Origin of the sequence: Roseateles aquatilis, from assembly GCF_002205645.1 — a bacterium.
GTDB classification, from domain to species: Bacteria; Pseudomonadota; Gammaproteobacteria; order Burkholderiales; family Burkholderiaceae_C; genus Roseateles; species Roseateles aquatilis.
On record NZ_NIOF01000005.1, the window covers coordinates 280,455 to 296,679 of the forward strand.

Genomic DNA, 16,225 nt, shown 5'->3' on the forward strand with positions numbered 1-16,225 from the left:
GACCACGAGCGCGGCGTCGCCGCAACAGTCGAGCGCAAATGCGAACAGGGAGAGACCTCGCGATCTCTCCCTGCTCGATGGGGACAGGACTTGCGTGCCCGGTCGGGATCGACCGGGGGCAGGTCAGAACGGGTTGTTGGCGGCCCGGGTCTGCGCCAGCGAGGCGATGCGCCCCTGCTCCGACGGGCTCAGCAGCGTGTCGCTGGCCCACATGTAGGTGTTGGCGGTGGCGTTGGCGACCAACGTCTTGTCGGTGCACACCGGTGGCAGCGAGGTCGACAGGCAGGCCGCGTCGGTGGAGTTCGCCAGCCCGTAGAACGAGGCGAACTTGGCGACCGACTGCATCGTCTCGTCCGTCAGGATCAGGCCAATCATGCGACCGTCGTTGGTGATCTTCAGGCGCAGGCCGGTGTTGAAGCGGCGCGAGAGCTCGCTGATCAGCGCGGCGCGGTCGGTGTCGGCGTGTGAAGCCTTCTCCTTCAGCGCGAACGGCGTCAGGCCCATGTCCTGCATGGTCGACAGGATCACCTTGCCGCCGGCCGCGCCGATGCGGTTGACCTGCACGGCCAGCGCTTCACCGCGCGCCTGCGCGGCGTTGCCCAGCGTGCCCGCGTCCTGCGCCGGAAACTGCGCGTACAGCTCCAGCACGTCGTTGGCGCCGGCCAGCACGGTGACCAGGTCCTTGTTGTTGAAGCCGTCCAGCGCGAACTGGCGGTCCACCTGCGCGGCCACGTCGGCGACCTTGGCGCCCAGCGTCGCGTACATCTTGCCGCTGGCGGTGGCGAGCTTGTCCGGGTTGCACTCGGCGAAGACCAGGCCGAAGAAGGCGGCCAGCGTCTGCGTCCAGACCGGGTTCAGCGTGCAGGTCACGGCGCCGGTGGTCGTGTCGGTGCCGTTGATCGTGTACTTGGTGCCGTCGGTGCGGATCGCGCTGGTCTCGTCGCCGAACGTGATGATCCGGGTCGGATGGAACGGGTCGATCTGCTGACCGCCGCCGCCGCAGGCCGCCAGCATCGCGGTCGCGCCCAGCAGGACAGCCAGGCGGCGCTTCAAACTCTTCATGAACTCTCCAAATCTCGAAAACTCAGCGCGACGTGAACGCCGCCGCTGCGCGGGACAAGCGGTCCCGCACCCCATCCCAGGCGGCCTCTTCCGGAGGCGCCTCGATCCAGATCTCGCTCGCACCGGCCGCGTCCAGCTCGCGCAGGACAGCGAAAAGCTGCCGCGCGGCCGCGCGTGCCTGTGCCGGCATGGTCCGGCGCGCGACGGCGTCCAGCCCTTCCAGACCGAACGACGAGCGCGAATATACCGCCAGCCCCGCCGGCCGATCACCGGTCAGCGCCGTGCGCAGATGATCCGTCGTCATCAGACGGACCACCGCCCGCGGCGCGTAATGGGCGGCCAGTGTGCCCGAGGCGCGTGGCGCGCGTGCGTCGGGCGCTTGTAAAGCCGTGCCCGCCGCGGCTTCCAGCTGCTGCGGCGTCAGCACGCCGGGGCGCAGCAACACCAGGCCGCCGCGGCTGACGTCGACGATGGTGGACTCGATGCCGACCTCGCAGGGGCCGCCGTCCAACACCGGCAGGCCGGGCTCGAACTCGTCGGCGACGTGGCGGGCGGTCGTCGGGCTGACGCGGCCGAAGCGGTTGGCGCTGGGCGCCGCCAGGCCCTCGACGCCCAGCTCGCGGCAGTCGGCCATCAGCGCCCGGAAGACCGGATGCGACGGGCACCGCAACCCGACCGTGTCCTGGCCGCCCGCCGCCGCCGCGGCGATGCCGGGCACGCGGCGCACGATCAGCGTCAGGGGGCCGGGCCAGAAAGCCGCGATGAGCCGATGGGCGATCGGGGGCAGGTCCTGCGCGAAGACGCGGGCGCCCGCCTCGTCCAGCACGTGGACGATCAGCGGATGGTCGGCGGGGCGGCCCTTGGCGGCGAAGATCTTCGCCACCGCCTCGTCCTGGTCGGCGCGCGCGGCCAGGCCGTAGACGGTTTCGGTCGGCACGCCCGCCAGTCCGCCGGCGGCGAGCGCGCGGGCGACCCGGCGCACCGCCTCGGGCCGCTGGCCGTCGAGCACCGACTCGTCCCTGACGTCCGCCATCGCGTCGGCTCCCGTCACCAGGTGGCCGGCAGGCCAAGCAGCGCGCAGGCGCGGCGCGCGTTGTCGCGGGCCTCGTCGGCACTGGCGCCGATCACGTTCAGATGGCCCATCTTGCGGCCATGGCGCGCCTCGGTCTTGCCGTACAGGTGCAGTTCGGCGCCGGGGATCGCCAGCACGCCGGCCCAGTCGGGCGCGCGCTCGCGGCCGTCCGCGTCAAACCACAGGTCGCCCAGCAGATTCAGCATCACGACCGGCGAGTGCAGCCGCGGCTCGCGCAGCGGCAGGCCGGCCATCGCGCGGACCTGCATCTCGAACTGAGACACGTCGCAGGCGTCCATCGTGTAATGGCCGGAGTTGTGCGGCCGGGGGGCCATCTCGTTGACGACGAGGCGACCGTCCTTCAGCACGAAGAACTCCACGCACAGCACGCCGACGTAGCCCAGGCCCGCCGCGATCGCCGCGGCCGACTGGCGCGCCTGCGCCTGCATCGCGGCATCGACCTGCGGCGCCGGCACCTCGGTGACGGCCAGGATGCCGTCGCGGTGCAGGTTCTGCTGCACCGGATAGGTCTGCACCTGCCCGTCGGCGCCGCGCGCGACCAGCACGCTCAGCTCCAGCGCGAGCGGCAGCATCTGCTCCAGCACGCAGTCCACGCGGCCGAGCTCATCGAAGGCGGCCGTCAATTGAGCCCGGTCCGCGACGCGGCGCTGGCCCTTGCCGTCGTAGCCCAGGCGCGCGGTCTTGAGGATGCCGGGCAGCAGCGTGTCGGGCACGGCCGCCAGGTCGGCGGTGCCGCGTAGCACCGCGTACGGCGCGCAGGGGACGCCGCTGGCGTCGAAGTGCGCCTTCTCGCGCGCGCGGTCCTGGCAGACCGCGACGGCCGCCGCGCCGGGCGCGACGACGCGCGTGCGCGCCAGTTGCTCCAGCGCGCGGGCCGGGACGTTCTCGAATTCGGTGGTGATCGCGTCGCAGCGGCGGGCCAGGTCCTCGAGCGCCTGCGCGTCCAGGTAATCCGCCCGCACATGGTCGTGGGCGACCGCGCCGGCCGGACTGGACTCGTCCGGGTCCAGCACCACGCAGCGATAGCCCAGCGCCTGCGCGGCGTGGACGAACATGCGGCCGAGCTGGCCGCCTCCCAGCACGCCCAGCGTGGCGTGACCCGGCAGCAACGGCATCAGCGCAGCTCCTCGGTCATCGCGGTCGCGGCGGCGGTCTGGCGCAGGCGGAACGCGGCCAGCCGCTCGCGCAGCGCCGGGTTGTCCCGGGCCAGCACGGCGACGGCGAACAGCGCCGCGTTGCCCGCGCCGGCGGTGCCGATCGCGAAGGTCGCGACCGGAATGCCCTTGGGCATCTGCACGATCGAGTGCAGCGAATCGACGCCCTGCAGATGCCGGCTCGCGACCGGCACGCCCAGCACCGGGACCAGCGTCTTGGCGGCCAGCATGCCGGGCAGGTGGGCCGCGCCGCCGGCGCCGGCGATGATGGCCCGCAGCCCGCGAGATTCGGCCGATTCGGCGTACGCGAACATCTCGTCGGGCATGCGATGGGCGGAAACGACCCGCGCCTCGAACGGGACGCCGAACTCGGTCAGAATGTCGGCGGCGTGCTTCATGGTCTCCCAGTCACTGCTGGAGCCCATCACCACGCCGATGACGGGGGCGAAGTCGGGAGTGGTGGCACTGCTCACGGGTCGGTCCTCGATCTGTCAAATCGTGAAACCTTGAATTGTAGGCGGGCCGCCCCAGGTGCCGTTCTTGCCGCCGAGCCCCACGTCCCTGGACGTCCCGCCACGCTCCCCCAGACCCGAACCATGACCGACATCACCCTCCAAAACTTCGAGGCCGACCTGCTGCAGGCCTCCATGCAGCAACCGGTGCTGCTGGACATCTGGGCGCCCTGGTGCGGCCCGTGCCGCACCCTGGGCCCGATGCTGGAGAAGCTGGAGGTCGCCTACGCCGGCCGCTGGAAGCTGACCAAGCTCAACAGCGACGACCAGCCGGAGATCGCCACGCAGCTGAGCCAGGCCTTCGGCGTGCGCTCGATCCCGTTCTGCGTGATGTTCGTCGGCGGCCAGCCGGTGGACGGATTCGTCGGCGCGATCCCGGAAGCGCAGATCCGCGAGTTCCTGGACCGTCACGTCCCCACCGGCGAGGCGCTGGAGGCCGAGGAAGACCTGGCCGAGGCGCACGAGCTGATGGATGAAGGCGACAACGACGCCGCGCTGCAGAAGCTGCAGGACGCCGTGCACGCCGACCCCGCCAACGAAACCGCCCGCTTCGACCTGGTCCGCGCGCTGCTGGAGGACGACCAGATCGAGCATGCCAAGGCCGCCTTCGCGCCGGTCGCGCACCTGGCCGCCGACACGATCACCCCGCATGCCCGGTTCGCCGCGCTGGCCACCTGGATCGCCGCCGCCGAGCGTGCCGAGCAGGGTCTGGACCCAGCCGGCCTGCAAGCCGCGATCGCCGCCAACAAGCGCGACTTCGACGCGCGTTTCGCGCTCGCGCAAGGCCTCTTCGCCGGCCGGGACTTCACCGGCGCGATGGACGAGCTGCTGGAAATCATCATGCGCGACAAGACCTGGAACGACCAGCTCGCGCGCAAGACCTACGTCGCGATCCTGGAAATCATGACCAAGCCGGCCGCGACGGCGCACGGCGGCGCCGCGCCCCAGGCCGGTGCCGGCCTGCAGCTGTCCGGCCCCAGCGCGGTGGCCTCGGCCGACCCGCTGCTGGACCAGTACCGCCGCAAGCTCAGCATGGCGCTGTTCTGAGCCTCAGAACATCACCCGCGCCACGCCCGCCCGCGCCAGCCGATCCAGCTCCTGCGGATCGGCCTCCGCATCGGTGACCAGCACATCGATGTCGGGGCAGCCGCAGACCTGCATCCGGCTGCCCTGCCCCAGCTTGCTGGCATCCGCCAGCAGCACCCGTTGCCGCGCGCGGGCCAGCATCGCCTGCGCCACCGCGACCTCGGCCCACAGATAGCTCGTGGCGCCCTGGCGCGCGTCCAGCGCCGTCGGCGAAATGAAGGCCACGTCGACGCGATGCCGCGCGATCTCCGCGACGGTGAATTCGCCGAAGGTGCCTGACGTCTCCGCCACGTAGCCGCCGCCGAGCAGCATCACCTCGTGCCCCTGCCGGCCCGCCATCGCGTCGGCCACCGCCACCGAGTTGGTGATCACGCGCAGCTCCTGCGCCAGGGCCAGCGCCTGCGCCAGCGCGTGCGTCGTCGAGCCCGCGTCGATGAACAGGCTCATGCCCGGCTGCGCCAGCGTCGCCGCCTGCCGCGCGATCGCCTGCTTCTGACGACGGCGGGACTGCGCCCGCTCCGCGTAGCTCGCCTCGGCCGGCACCTCGGACGGCACCGCGCCGCCGTGGACGCGGGCCAGCTTGCCGCCCTGCTCCAGCTCGATCAGGTCGCGCCGCACGGTCTCGCGCGACACACCCAGCTCGCGCGCCGCCTCGTCGGTCGTCAGCCGTTGCCGCTCGCGCAGCAGCAGCAGGATCTTGTCGTGTCGTTCCTGGGACCACATGGATCTGTTTATCTCCCTGTCTGATGCGCCAGATCGGCGCCGGGCACGGCCACCGCCGCCCGCCCCGCGTCGCCGGACCCCGCATTGATTCAGCCCCACGCAGCAACTTCATGACAGTTTGAGGATTTTTCTGTGAAGTTGTGGATTCCACGCACCGTACACCGTCTCCGCTGTGGTTTTTCGTGTTTGTCGTTGTGTTGTCTTGGACTCTTGTGACAGTGCAGCCGTTCGATCGACGCACCACCCCTCTTGTCCGGCTCCGTCCGGAGCTCACCGACCTCACACGAACGCCGAGTCCACACCATGACGCATCCGTTGAAGCCCACCGCCCTGGTCCTGGCCCTGAGCCTGGCCCTGCCCGCCTTCGCGCAGACCGCCGGCGACACGTCCACCAACGCCACCGAACGCGCCGAGCTCGACCGCGTGACGGTCACCGTCGGCCGCGGACAGTTGCGCTCCGTGCAGAGCATGAGCAAGGCCGAATTCGAGAACGCCGTCGCCGGCGCCAGCCCGCTGGCCACCGTGGCGCGCCTGCCCGGCGTGAACTTCCAGTCCGCCGACGGCCTGGGCAACTACGAGTGGTCGACGCGCTTCACCGTGCGCGGCTTCTCGCAGAACCAGATCGGCTTCACGCTCGACGACGTGCCGCTGGGCGACATGTCCTACGGCAACTTCAACGGCCTGCACATCAGCCGCGCGATCTCCAGCGAGAACGTCGGCCGCGCCTCGCTGTCGCAAGGCGCCGGCGCGCTGGAGACCGCCTCGTCCAGCAACCTGGCCGGCACCCTGCAGTTCTATTCGACCGACCCGGAAGCGGCGTTCGGCGTCCGCGCCTCGCAGACCTTCGGCAGCGATTCCGCCCGCCGCACCTTCCTGCGCGTGGACAGCGGCGACACCGCGCTGGGCCAGTTCTACGTCAGCTACACCGACCAGTCCGCCGACAAGTGGAAGGGCGACGGCAAGCAGAAGCTGGAGCAGTGGAACCTGAAGTGGGTCAAGGCGATCGGCGAGCATCGCGTCTCGGCCTTCCTCAATACCTCGCGCCGCCAGGAAGTCGACTACCAGGATCTGTCGCTGGACCTGATCAAGCGCAAGGGTGACAAGCTCGACAACTTCTATCCCGACTTCGCCGCCGCGGTGAAGGCCGCCAACACGCTGTGCGGCGCCAACGGCAGCACCTACGTGGCCGCCTGCGACGACCAGTACTACGCCGGCGCCGGCCTGCGCAACGACGAGTTGGCCGGCCTCACCGCCGACCTGCGCCTGGCCCCGAACGCCACCTGGAAGACCACCGCTTACTACCACCACAACAAGGGCCGCGGCCTGTGGTTCACGCCCTACCAGGCGTCGCCGGACGGCACACCGATCTCGGAGCGCACGACCGAGTACGGCATCCAGCGCTACGGCGTGGTGTCCAACGCCGAGGTCGAGCTGGGCGATCACGTGGTCAAGGCCGGTGTCTGGTTCGAGGACAACGACTTCGACCAGGCCCGCCGTTTCTACGCCGCCTCGCCCGCCTCCAGCGTCTACCAGTTCCCGAGCAATCCGTTCCTGACGCAGTGGCAGTACGCGTTCAACACGAAGACCTCGCAGTTCTCGCTGTCGGACACCTGGGCCGTGGCCAAGGACCTGACGGTGGGCGCGGGCTTCAAGTCGCTGAAGGTCAAGATCGACGGCCAGCTCGAAGTCGGCACCGGCATGCCGTCGGGCTCGATCACCGCGAAGAAGAACTTCCTGCCGCAGCTGGGCATCAACTACCGCCTGTCGCCCAGCCAGGAGGTGTACGGCACCATCGCCCGCAACATGCGCGCCTACCAGGCCGCCGCCACCGGCACCTCGCCGTTCGCGACCACCACCGCTGGCTTCAACGCCATCAAGGGCAGCCTGCAGCCGGAGACCTCCGACACCTTCGAGGCGGGCTGGCGCACCGGCGGCCGCGGCTACGAGGGCTCCGTCAGCGCCTACCTGGTCAACTTCAAGAACCGCCTGCTGAGCGTGCAGCAAGGCACCGGCATCCAGGGCAACCCGGTGGTGCTGTCCAACGTCGGCGCCGTGCGCACCACCGGCCTGGAAGCGGCCCTGTCGTTCCGCCTGGCCCCGGGCCTGACCTGGTACAACAGCGTCAGCCTGTCCAAGTCGACCTACCGCGACGACGTGGTCAGCGGCACCACCACGATCGCCATCAGCGGCAAGCGCGTCGCGGACGCGCCGGACACGATGTTCAAGTCGCAACTGGGGTATGACGACGGCGCGCTGTTCGGCAACGTCGGCGTGGACTACATGTCCAAGCGCTACTACTCGTACACCAACGACGCCTCGGTGCCGGACCGCACGCTGGTCAACGCCAGCGCCGGCTACCGGATGAAGAACGTGTCGATGCTGCGCGAGCTGAGCCTGCAGGCCAGCGTGAACAACCTGCTGGGCAAGCACTACATCTCGACGATCGGCAGCAACGGCTTCACCAACAGCGATCCGACCGGCACCTACGCCACGCTGCTGCCGGGCGCGCCGCGTCAGTTCTACGTGACGCTGACCGGCAAGTTCTGACGCCATGGCCCGCGCCTCCCATCTGACGCGCCGCCAGCTCCTGCTGGCGGGATCGCTGGCCGCGCCGCTGGCGGCCCCGCTGGCCGGCTGCGCGGAGCCCCAGGGCCCCGCCGCCGCGCCCGCGTCGGCGAGCCCGGCGTCGAGGGAGGCGCCGCGGCGTTTCCGCATCGCCTTCGGGTCCTGCGCCAAGCAGTCCAAGCCGCAGCCGATCTGGCGCGCGATCGGTGCCGCGAAGCCGGACCTGTTCGTCTTCCTCGGGGACAACCTGTACGCCGACGCCCGCGACGAGGCCACGCTGCGCCAGCGCTACGCCGAGTTCATGGCCGTCGAGCCGCTGCAGGCCTTCCGCCGCGCCACGCCGCACATCGCGATCTGGGACGACCACGACTTCGGCGACGACGACGAAGGCGCGGACTACCCGCTCAAGCAGCTCTCGCAGCGGCTGTTCTGCGATGCCTGGGGCGAGCCGGCGGACTCGCCGCGGCGCCGCGCCGACGGCGTCTACCAGAGCTATGTCTACGAAGCCTTCGGCCGCCGCATCCAGGTCATCCTGCCGGACCTGCGCTTCAACCGCACCGCGCTGACGGCGGACCCGTCGCTGAAGTCGAGCTACGGCGCCATGGTGCTGCGCGCCAAGCTCAGCGGCCAGCCGATGACGGGCTGGTACGTGCCGGACGACCGGCCCGAGGCGACGCTGCTCGGCCAGGCGCAATGGCAATGGCTGGAAGCGCAACTGCGCGTGCCGGCGGACGTGCGCCTGATCGGCTCCAGCGTGCAGTTCGCCGCCGACGGCAGCGGCTGGGAATGCTGGGCCAACTTCCCGCGCGAGCGGGCCCGCCTGGTCGAGCTGATCCGCCGCACCGGCGCCGAGGGCGTCGTCTTCCTCAGCGGCGACATGCACTACGCGGAGCTGTCCAGCGTCGACGTGCCCGGCGGATATCCGCTGTGGGACGCGACGTCGAGCGGGCTGACCGAGGTCTGGGACATCCCCACGCCCAACCGCAACCGGCGCTCGGCGGTGATCGCGGCGCTCAACTTCGGCGTCGTCGACATCGAACCCGTCACGGATAACCCCGATGATCTGCGCCTGCGCATCCAGCTGTGCGACGTCGACGGCCGGCCCCAGGTGACCAAGGACCTGCTGCTGTCCGGCCTGCGCTGGCCGGGCCGCGCCCAGACCGCGCAGGCGGACGATCCTGCGATCCACGAGGAGATGACCTGATGCCCATGTCCCGACGCGCCCTGCTCCGGACCCTGCCCGCCCTGTGCGGGCCTTTCGCATTGAATGCCGTCGCGCAGGGAGCGCCCACCGCGCCGGCCCTCGCGGCGCTGATCGCCGCCGCGCGCAAGGAAGGCCGCGTGCACAGCCTCGGCATGCCGGACGACTGGGCCAACTGGCGCGCCACCTGGGCCGACCTGCAGCGCCTGTACGGCCTGGCCCACGTCGACACCGACATGAGCAGCGCCGAGGAGATCGCCAAGATGGAGGCGGAGAAAGCCAACGCGAGCGCCGACATCGGCGACGTCGGCTTCGAGTTCGGCCCCATCGCCAAGGCGCGCGGCATCACGCAGCCCTACAAGCCCTCGACCTGGGCGCAGGTGCCGGACTGGGCCAAGGATGCCGAAGGCCACTGGGCGCTGGCGTACACCGGCACGATCGCGTTCGCCGTCCATCGCAAGCGGGTGCCGCAAGCGCCGCGCAGCTGGCAGGCGCTGTTCGCGAGCAACGCGCGCGTGCTGATCGGCGAGGTCGGCCGCGCGGCGCAGTCGAATGCCGCGGTGCTGGCCGCGGCGGTCGCGCTGGGCGGCGACGAGACCCGGCTGCAGCCGGCCCTGGCCGCGTTCGCGAAGCTGGCGAAGGACAAGCGCCTGGTCACCGTCAACGCGACTCCCGCGCTCATGGAGCGCGCCGAGGCGGACGTGTTCCTGCTGTGGGACTTCAATGCCCTGTCCTACCGCGCCAAGCTGCCCAACGCCGATGACTACGAGGTGCTGATCCCGTCCGACGGCTCGATCACCAGCGGCTACTCGACCCTCATCAACCGCTACGCGCCGCATCCCAACGCGGCGATGCTGACGCGGGAGTTCATCTTCAGCGACGCCGGCCAGCTCAACCTGGCGCGCGGTCATGCTCGGCCGATCCGCATCGCGCAGCTGACGCTGCCGCCGGACCTGAAGTCACTGCTGGTGCCCGAGGCGCAGTACGCGAAGGCACGCGCGCTGAAGCCCGCCGTGTGGACCGAAGAGGTCAAGAAGCTGCCGCGCGCGTGGCAGCGCGACGTGCTCGGAGCCGCGCGATGACCGGCATCGCGCGCCGCGGCGCATCGGACCGTCACGCCGCGGACGACGCTGGCACCGTCGACGCCGCGCCGCGCAAGCTGGTCGTGCTGCTGGCCGACGGTCTGCGCGCCGACACCGCGCGGGACTACATGGGCTACCTGCAGGCGCTGAACGAGGCCGGCCGGGCGCAATGGCGCTCGCTGCGCTGCGAGCTGCCCAGCCTGTCGCGCCCGCTCTACGCCACCGTGATCAACGGCGAGCCGCCGCTGACGCACGGCATCCTCGGCAACGGGCAGGCGGGGCAACGGCTGACGCGGCACCTGTTCCAGGCGCTGGAGGCCCACGGCGTGCCGGCAGCCGTGGCCGCCTATCACTGGTTCTACGAGCTGCTGGCCGGCGAGGTCTTCGATCCGCTGCGGCATCGCGACGCGGTGCCGGCGGGCTGCGGCCTCTCGGCGGCGCGCTGGTACTGGGAAGACGACTACCCCGACAGCCACCTGCTGGCCGACGCCGAATCGCTGCGGCGCGCGCACTTGCCGGCCTCGGGGCCGTCGCTGCTCTTCATCCATCCGATGGGCCCGGACCTCGCGGGCCACCTGCACGGCGGCGAATCGACCGCGTACGCGATGAGCGCGCGCAAGCTCGACATGCTGCTGGCGCAGTTGCTGCCGCGCTGGCATGCGGCCGGCTTCGACCTGCTGCTGACCAGCGACCACGGCATGCACGCCGACCGCATGCATGGCGGTCCGCTCGCCGTCGAGCGCGAGGTGCCGCTGATCTGGGTGCCGCACGACGGCGCGGTCGAACTGCCGTTGCCGGATCGGCAGACCGGCATCGCCTCGTGGTTGCTGGCGCGGCTGGGCATCGACGGCCACGGCTCGGGCAACGACCTCGGCGACGGCATCGACGGCCTGGGCCTCCTCAACGGCGCCGACGGTGACGAGGTGCCCGCGGCATGACGCTGTCCGCGCGCACGGCGTGGTGGCTGGCGCTGCCGCTCGCGCTGCTGATGGGCATCGCGTTACTGCTGCCCTTCGGCTGGCGCGCGGCGGCCATCCTGGTCGACTGCGCGACGCAGGGCGACGGCTGCGCCATCGGTGACCTGACCTCCGACGGCTATTACCTCGAAGCCGCGTGGAACACGCTGTGGCTGTCGACGCTGTCCGCGCTGATCGGCCTGGCGATCGGCCTCGGCGCCGCGATCGCACTGGTGCGATCGCCGAGGCTGGCGCATCCGGTGACGCTGCTGGCCAGCCTGGGCGCCAATTTCTCGGGCGTGCCGTTGGCGGTGGCCTTGCTGCTGCTCTTCGGCGCGCAGGGCGTGATCACCGTCGCGATGCAGGCGCTGGGCTGGACGCCGTGGATCGATCTGCAAGGCCAGGGCGGGCTGCTGCTCGCGTATGTCTGCTTCCAGGCACCGCTCGCGACGCTGCTGCTGATCGCGCCGGTCCGGCTCCTCGACCACGGCCTGCAGGACGCGGCCGCGACGCTCGGCGCCGGTCCGGTGCTGTACTGGCGGCGCGTCGGCCTGCCGCTGATGTTGCCCAGCCTGGTCGAAGCCTTCGGGCTGCTCTTCGCGAATGCCGCCGCGGCGTTCGCCACGCCGTTCGCGCTGAACGGCACCGCGGCACACGTGCTGGCGGTGCGCATCGCCGCGCTGGTCAGCGGCGACATCTTCGCGCAGCCGGAACTGTCGGCGTTGCTCGCGCTGTTGCTGTTCGCGATGCTCGCGATCGTCATCGGGCTGAGCCGCCTCGGCGCGGCGCGCCTGCGCAAGGGCCTGGCATGACGACGCGCGCCCTGGCGCCGCGGCGCCGTCCCCCGACGTTCTCCACGCTCGCGCTGACGGCGCTGCTGATCGCGGTGCTGGTGCCGATGGCGGCGTTGCTGCTGTACGGGCTCACCAACCGCTGGGACCGTCACTGGTGGCCGGAAGAACCGACGCTGCGCTGGATCGCGCAAGCCCTGCTCGACCCTCGGGTTCAAGGCGCCATCCTGCGCACGGCCTTGCTGGCCCTGGCCAGCGCGATGCTGGCGCTGCTGTGCGGCGCCTTGGCGACGATCCCGGCCGCGCTCGCCGCGCAGCTCGATACCGGCCCCTCGGCGCGCCGCCTGCTGCGCCTGCTCGACCTGACGGCGCTGCTGCCCTTCGCCATCGCGCCGGTGGTGATCGCGATCAGCGCGCTGGAGCTCTTCGTCGGCCGCTGGGGCGCCTGGCTGCCGGTGCCGCTGGTGTACGTCGCCGTCGTGGCGCCGACGCTGTTCCCGCTGGTCCACAAGACGCTGCAATCGGCGCTCGCCCAACTGGGCGCGGCCTCCTTGATCGAGGCGGGTCGCACGCTGGGTGCGAGCGACGCGTTGACGCTGCGTCGCGTGCTGCTGCCGCTGCTGGCGCCGACGCTGCTGGCGGCCTTCCTGCTGGCATGGGTGACGGCGGCGATGGAATTCGCGATCGCCAACCTGCTGCTCGGCGGTCAGCTGGAATTGCTGCAACCGCTGATGAACAGCCTGCGCAACGTCAACGGCCACCAGGCGGCGGCGCTGATGGTGATCGCCTTCGCCGGCGTGGCCTCGATCGTCGCGCTGGTCGCGGCCTTGACGCGGCGCTGGACATCACCGACGAACTGACCCCGCCTCCGACGATGACCCCCATCTCCCCCGCCATCACCGCCCCCGCCGCCGCCGAGGGCCTCGCTCCCGCCAAGGTGCCTCAGATGGCGGTGCGCGGCGCCCGGCTGGCGCTGGGCGGCCGCCCCGTGCTGCGGGACATCGACCTGACGCTGGCCCGTGGCGAGGTCGTCGCGCTGCTGGGTGCGTCGGGCTGCGGCAAGACGACGCTGCTGCGCTCGATCGCCGGCCTGCAGGCGCTGGACGCCGGCCGCATCGAGCTCTCCGGCCAGGACGTGACGGCCCTGCCCGCGCAGCGCCGCGACATCGGCATGGTGTTCCAGCATTACGCGCTGTTCCCCAACCTGACGGTGCGCGAGAACATCCGCTTCGGCCCGCTCGCCCGCGGCCAGGACGCCGCGGTGGCGGATGCCCGCGCCGACGAGCTGCTGGCGCTGATCGACCTGCAGGCACAGGCCGACCGCCTGCCGCAGGCGCTGTCGGGCGGGCAACGGCAGCGCGTCGCGCTGGCCCGCGCGCTGGCGACACGGCCGATGCTGCTGTTGATGGACGAGCCGTTCTCCGCGCTCGACGAGCACTTCCGGCTGCCGCTGCGCCGTCAGTTCCGGCGGCTGCAACGCGAGCTCGGTCAGAGCTGCGTCATCGTCACGCACGATCGCGAGGAAGCCTTCGAGCTGGCCGACCGCGTCGCGGTGATGTTCGACGGCGTCATCGCCCAATGCGCGTCACCGCGCGAGCTGCGCCGCGCGCCGGCGAACCGGCGGGTGGCGGATTTCCTCGGCATGTTCAACCGCCTGGATGCACGCGTCCTCGACGGCACCTGGCGGCGTGACGACGGTCACTGGATCGCGCCGGTGGACGCGCTGACGGTGGTGGACGCGAGCGCGCCCGCCAGCCCGCAGGCGATGCGCCTCTCGGCGACGCTGCGGGCGATCTATCCCGGACAGCAACGGGTCGCGTGGGAGCTCGACGGCCCGGGCGGCCAGACGCTGACCCTGTGGCGCGGGCATGAGGCACCGGAGCCGCCGATTGGCGCCACGGTGCTGCTCGCGATCGAGGAGCTGGCGCTGCGGTGGATCGAGGATTGAGCCCGAGCGGGCTCAGTCGCCCGTGGTCCCATTCTGCGGACGGACGATCTCGCCGCCTTTGCGGCGCAGCGCGTCGCCGGAGATGCTGACGGTCGGCGCCAGCGCGCCCTGATCGCTGCGGCGGCAGAGGTTGCTGCCCAGCGTCTGGACGCAGTCCCGGGCCTGGGCGGTCTTGGTCTTCGCGTCCTCCGGCGTAGCCTCGGTCGAGGCGCAGGCGCTCAGGGTCAGCGCGGCGACGGCGGCCAGCAGAGCCAGGGCGGTGTGGGGGCGATGCATGACGAGATCCTCCTGAATGTGGTTCTGACCGCGTGGCTCGGTCCATGCGGAAGCCGGAACCATATCAAAGAGCCGTCGGCGCTCGTTATCGCGTTTACACCGCCCCGGCGCGGTGGTTGGGGCGTTGGCGGCCCGTTCAGGCCCTGGGACGACGCTTCGCGGACCGAGCCCTCCCGGGCGACTCCCCGAGCGTGCGCTCGATGAGCTGGGCCAGCGTGTCCGCGTGCGCGCGCACGGCGTCGTCGCCTAGACCGGTGTAACCGAGCATCGCCCCGTCCGGCAGGTCCGAGCGCGACGTCATGCGCGAGATCCAGGGCAGGACCAGGCCTGCCGCGTCGGCGAGCTCGCGCAACCGGGCCACGTCGAAGCCTGGCGGCGGCCACCACACCAGGTGGAAGCCGGCCTGCGCGCCGGTGACGTGGAGCCGGCCGGCGCCGAGCGCCCGTTGCAGCGCGGCGATCACCACATCGCGGCGCCGGGCGTAGACCAGCCGGGACCGGCGCAGATGGCGCGCGAACGCGCCGCTCGCGAGGAACGACGCCAGCGCGAGCTGCTCGATCACGCCGTTGGCGCGGCCGGTCAGGTGGCGCGCCTCGCGGAACGACGGCACCAGCGCGTCGGGCAGCACGGCGTAGCCGATGCGGAGCTCGCCGAACATCGTCTTGTTGAAGCTGCCGCAATGGATGACGCGGTCGGCACGGTCCAGGCTTTTCAGCGCGGGCAGCGGCGCGCTGTCGTAGCTGAACTCGCTGTCGTAATCGTCCTCGACGATCCACCGATCGCCGTCCGCGGCCCATCGCAGCAGCGCCAGCCGGCGTGACACCGGCATCGTGACGCCGGTCGGCGACTGATGCGCCGGCGTCACGTGGACCAGCCGCACATCCCCGGCGGCGCTCAGCGCGTCGACGCGAAGGCCCTGCGCGTCGATGGGCACGCGCACCACGCGCTTCGCATACCGCGCCAGCAGCGGCTCGGCGTGCAGGTAGCTCGGATCCTCGACGGCGACGGTCTCCCGCCCGGTCAACAACTGGCGGCCGCACAGGGCCAGGCCGTGCCGGATCCCGGAGAGCACCAGCACCTGGTCGGCGTGGCACGCGATGCCGCGCGAGAGTCCGAGGTACTTCGCGATCTCCGCGCGCAGCGAGGCCGCGCCCATCGCATCGCCATGCGTCAGGTCATGCGCCGAGGCCCCGCGCACGGCGTCCGCCAGCGCCTTGCGCCAGGCGTCCATCGGGAACAGCGCCGCGTCCGCCACCCGCGCCACGAAGGGTCGTCCCAGCTCGGTCATGGGCACGGCAGGCGTCATCGCTTCGTTCGCCCCGAGCGCCCGGATCCCCGACGTCGCGCGCGTCGCACGCTCCGCGATCGGCGTCGATGTCGATGCGGTCGCGGACATCGAGGCGGATCCCGGCAATGTTGCCGATGTTCCCGCGCGTCGCGGGCCTCGGGCCGTCGTCAAGGTATCGGGCACGACCGCCGCGATGAAGGTCCCCGATCCGGCCCGGCTGACCAGGTAGCCCTCGGACCGCAACTGGTCGTAGGCGAGCGCCACCGTCGCCCGCGAGACCCGCCATCGCGCGGCCAGATCCCGCGTGGACGGCAGCCGGGTCCCGGCGGCGAGCGTGCCTGCCAGCACCCGGTCGCGCAGTTGCCGATAGATCCACGTCTGCTTCAGTTCGCCGTCCCGACGCGGCTGCGTCGGCAGGTCGAGGCTGGATTCGGCACGGGACAGCTCGTGAAGTGGCCTGGTCATTTTCTCGAAAGTGGACGTAGGAG

15 protein-coding genes are annotated in these 16,225 nt (G+C 71.4%); 8 read left to right on the top strand and 7 right to left on the bottom strand.

Going from position 1 to position 16,225, the window contains the following annotated elements:
• Positions 1-123: 123 nt before the first annotated feature.
• The 4 genes from CDN99_RS13895 to purE are packed head-to-tail and all read right to left on the bottom strand — an operon-like array spanning position 124 to position 3,734.
• On the bottom strand, positions 124-1,062 hold the full coding sequence (locus CDN99_RS13895; RefSeq protein WP_088385456.1) for an SGNH/GDSL hydrolase family protein: 939 nt from the start codon (positions 1,060-1,062) through the stop codon (positions 124-126).
• A 22-nt stretch (positions 1,063-1,084) separates the two neighbouring features.
• Positions 1,085-2,095 carry an L-threonylcarbamoyladenylate synthase gene (locus CDN99_RS13900; protein WP_088385457.1) on the bottom strand — a complete coding sequence of 337 codons (1,011 nt, stop codon included), beginning with the start codon at positions 2,093-2,095 and terminating at the stop codon, positions 1,085-1,087.
• Between the two features lie 14 nt (positions 2,096-2,109).
• Entirely contained in the window at positions 2,110-3,270 is a 1,161-nt protein-coding gene (locus CDN99_RS13905; protein WP_088385458.1) for a 5-(carboxyamino)imidazole ribonucleotide synthase, read from the bottom strand.
• Complete coding sequence (purE, locus tag CDN99_RS13910) at positions 3,270-3,734, bottom strand: 5-(carboxyamino)imidazole ribonucleotide mutase (protein ID WP_088385558.1); 465 nt, start codon at positions 3,732-3,734, stop codon at positions 3,270-3,272. The genes CDN99_RS13905 and purE overlap by 1 nt, the downstream gene beginning before the upstream one ends.
• 171 nt (positions 3,735-3,905) lie before the next feature.
• On the opposite strand from purE, the gene CDN99_RS13915 reads away from it, so the two are divergent.
• The gene (locus CDN99_RS13915) at positions 3,906-4,868 is read left to right on the top strand and encodes a tetratricopeptide repeat protein (RefSeq protein ID WP_088385459.1); all 963 of its coding nucleotides are present in this window, start codon (positions 3,906-3,908) and stop codon (positions 4,866-4,868) included.
• Positions 4,869-4,871: 3 nt separating this feature from the next.
• Here the strand turns inward: CDN99_RS13915 and CDN99_RS13920 are convergent, their stop codons facing one another.
• Positions 4,872-5,630, bottom strand: a complete 759-nt coding sequence (locus CDN99_RS13920; RefSeq protein ID WP_088385460.1) for a DeoR/GlpR family DNA-binding transcription regulator — start codon at positions 5,628-5,630, stop codon at positions 4,872-4,874.
• A gap of 303 nt (positions 5,631-5,933) precedes the next feature.
• Between CDN99_RS13920 and CDN99_RS13925 the strand changes: the two genes are divergently transcribed.
• The 7 genes from CDN99_RS13925 to CDN99_RS13955 are packed head-to-tail and all read left to right on the top strand — an operon-like array spanning position 5,934 to position 14,173.
• A complete protein-coding gene (locus tag CDN99_RS13925) occupies positions 5,934-8,177 on the top strand; it encodes a TonB-dependent receptor (RefSeq protein WP_088385461.1) in 2,244 nt (747 codons plus the stop codon).
• 4 nt (positions 8,178-8,181) lie between these two features.
• Positions 8,182-9,399 (top strand): alkaline phosphatase D family protein, encoded by a 1,218-nt coding sequence (locus CDN99_RS13930; protein ID WP_088385462.1) that lies wholly within the window; start codon positions 8,182-8,184, stop codon positions 9,397-9,399.
• 5 nt (positions 9,400-9,404) lie between these two features.
• Positions 9,405-10,478, top strand: a complete 1,074-nt coding sequence (locus CDN99_RS13935; RefSeq protein WP_088385559.1) for an ABC transporter substrate-binding protein — start codon at positions 9,405-9,407, stop codon at positions 10,476-10,478.
• Positions 10,475-11,416: an alkaline phosphatase family protein gene (locus CDN99_RS13940; protein ID WP_088385463.1), complete on the top strand. Its 942-nt coding sequence runs from the start codon at positions 10,475-10,477 to the stop codon at positions 11,414-11,416. Before CDN99_RS13935 ends, CDN99_RS13940 begins: the two co-directional genes overlap by 4 nt.
• Positions 11,413-12,246 (top strand): ABC transporter permease, encoded by an 834-nt coding sequence (locus CDN99_RS13945; RefSeq protein WP_088385464.1) that lies wholly within the window; start codon positions 11,413-11,415, stop codon positions 12,244-12,246. The genes CDN99_RS13940 and CDN99_RS13945 overlap by 4 nt, the downstream gene beginning before the upstream one ends.
• Positions 12,243-13,085 carry an ABC transporter permease subunit gene (locus CDN99_RS13950; RefSeq protein WP_088385465.1) on the top strand — a complete coding sequence of 281 codons (843 nt, stop codon included), beginning with the start codon at positions 12,243-12,245 and terminating at the stop codon, positions 13,083-13,085. Before CDN99_RS13945 ends, CDN99_RS13950 begins: the two co-directional genes overlap by 4 nt.
• Before the next feature lie 14 nt (positions 13,086-13,099).
• Positions 13,100-14,173, top strand: coding sequence for an ABC transporter ATP-binding protein (locus tag CDN99_RS13955; RefSeq protein ID WP_088385466.1), 1,074 nt, complete (start codon positions 13,100-13,102; stop codon positions 14,171-14,173).
• Positions 14,174-14,185: 12 nt separating this feature from the next.
• Here CDN99_RS13955 and CDN99_RS13960 read toward each other — a convergent pair whose 3' ends face one another.
• Together CDN99_RS13960 and pdxR are read right to left on the bottom strand one after the other, a co-directional pair.
• Positions 14,186-14,449 (bottom strand): hypothetical protein, encoded by a 264-nt coding sequence (locus tag CDN99_RS13960; protein ID WP_088385467.1) that lies wholly within the window; start codon positions 14,447-14,449, stop codon positions 14,186-14,188.
• A 136-nt stretch (positions 14,450-14,585) separates the two neighbouring features.
• The gene (pdxR, locus tag CDN99_RS13965; protein WP_088385468.1) at positions 14,586-16,202 is read right to left on the bottom strand and encodes a MocR-like pyridoxine biosynthesis transcription factor PdxR; all 1,617 of its coding nucleotides are present in this window, start codon (positions 16,200-16,202) and stop codon (positions 14,586-14,588) included.
• Between the last annotated feature and the right edge of the window lie 23 nt (positions 16,203-16,225).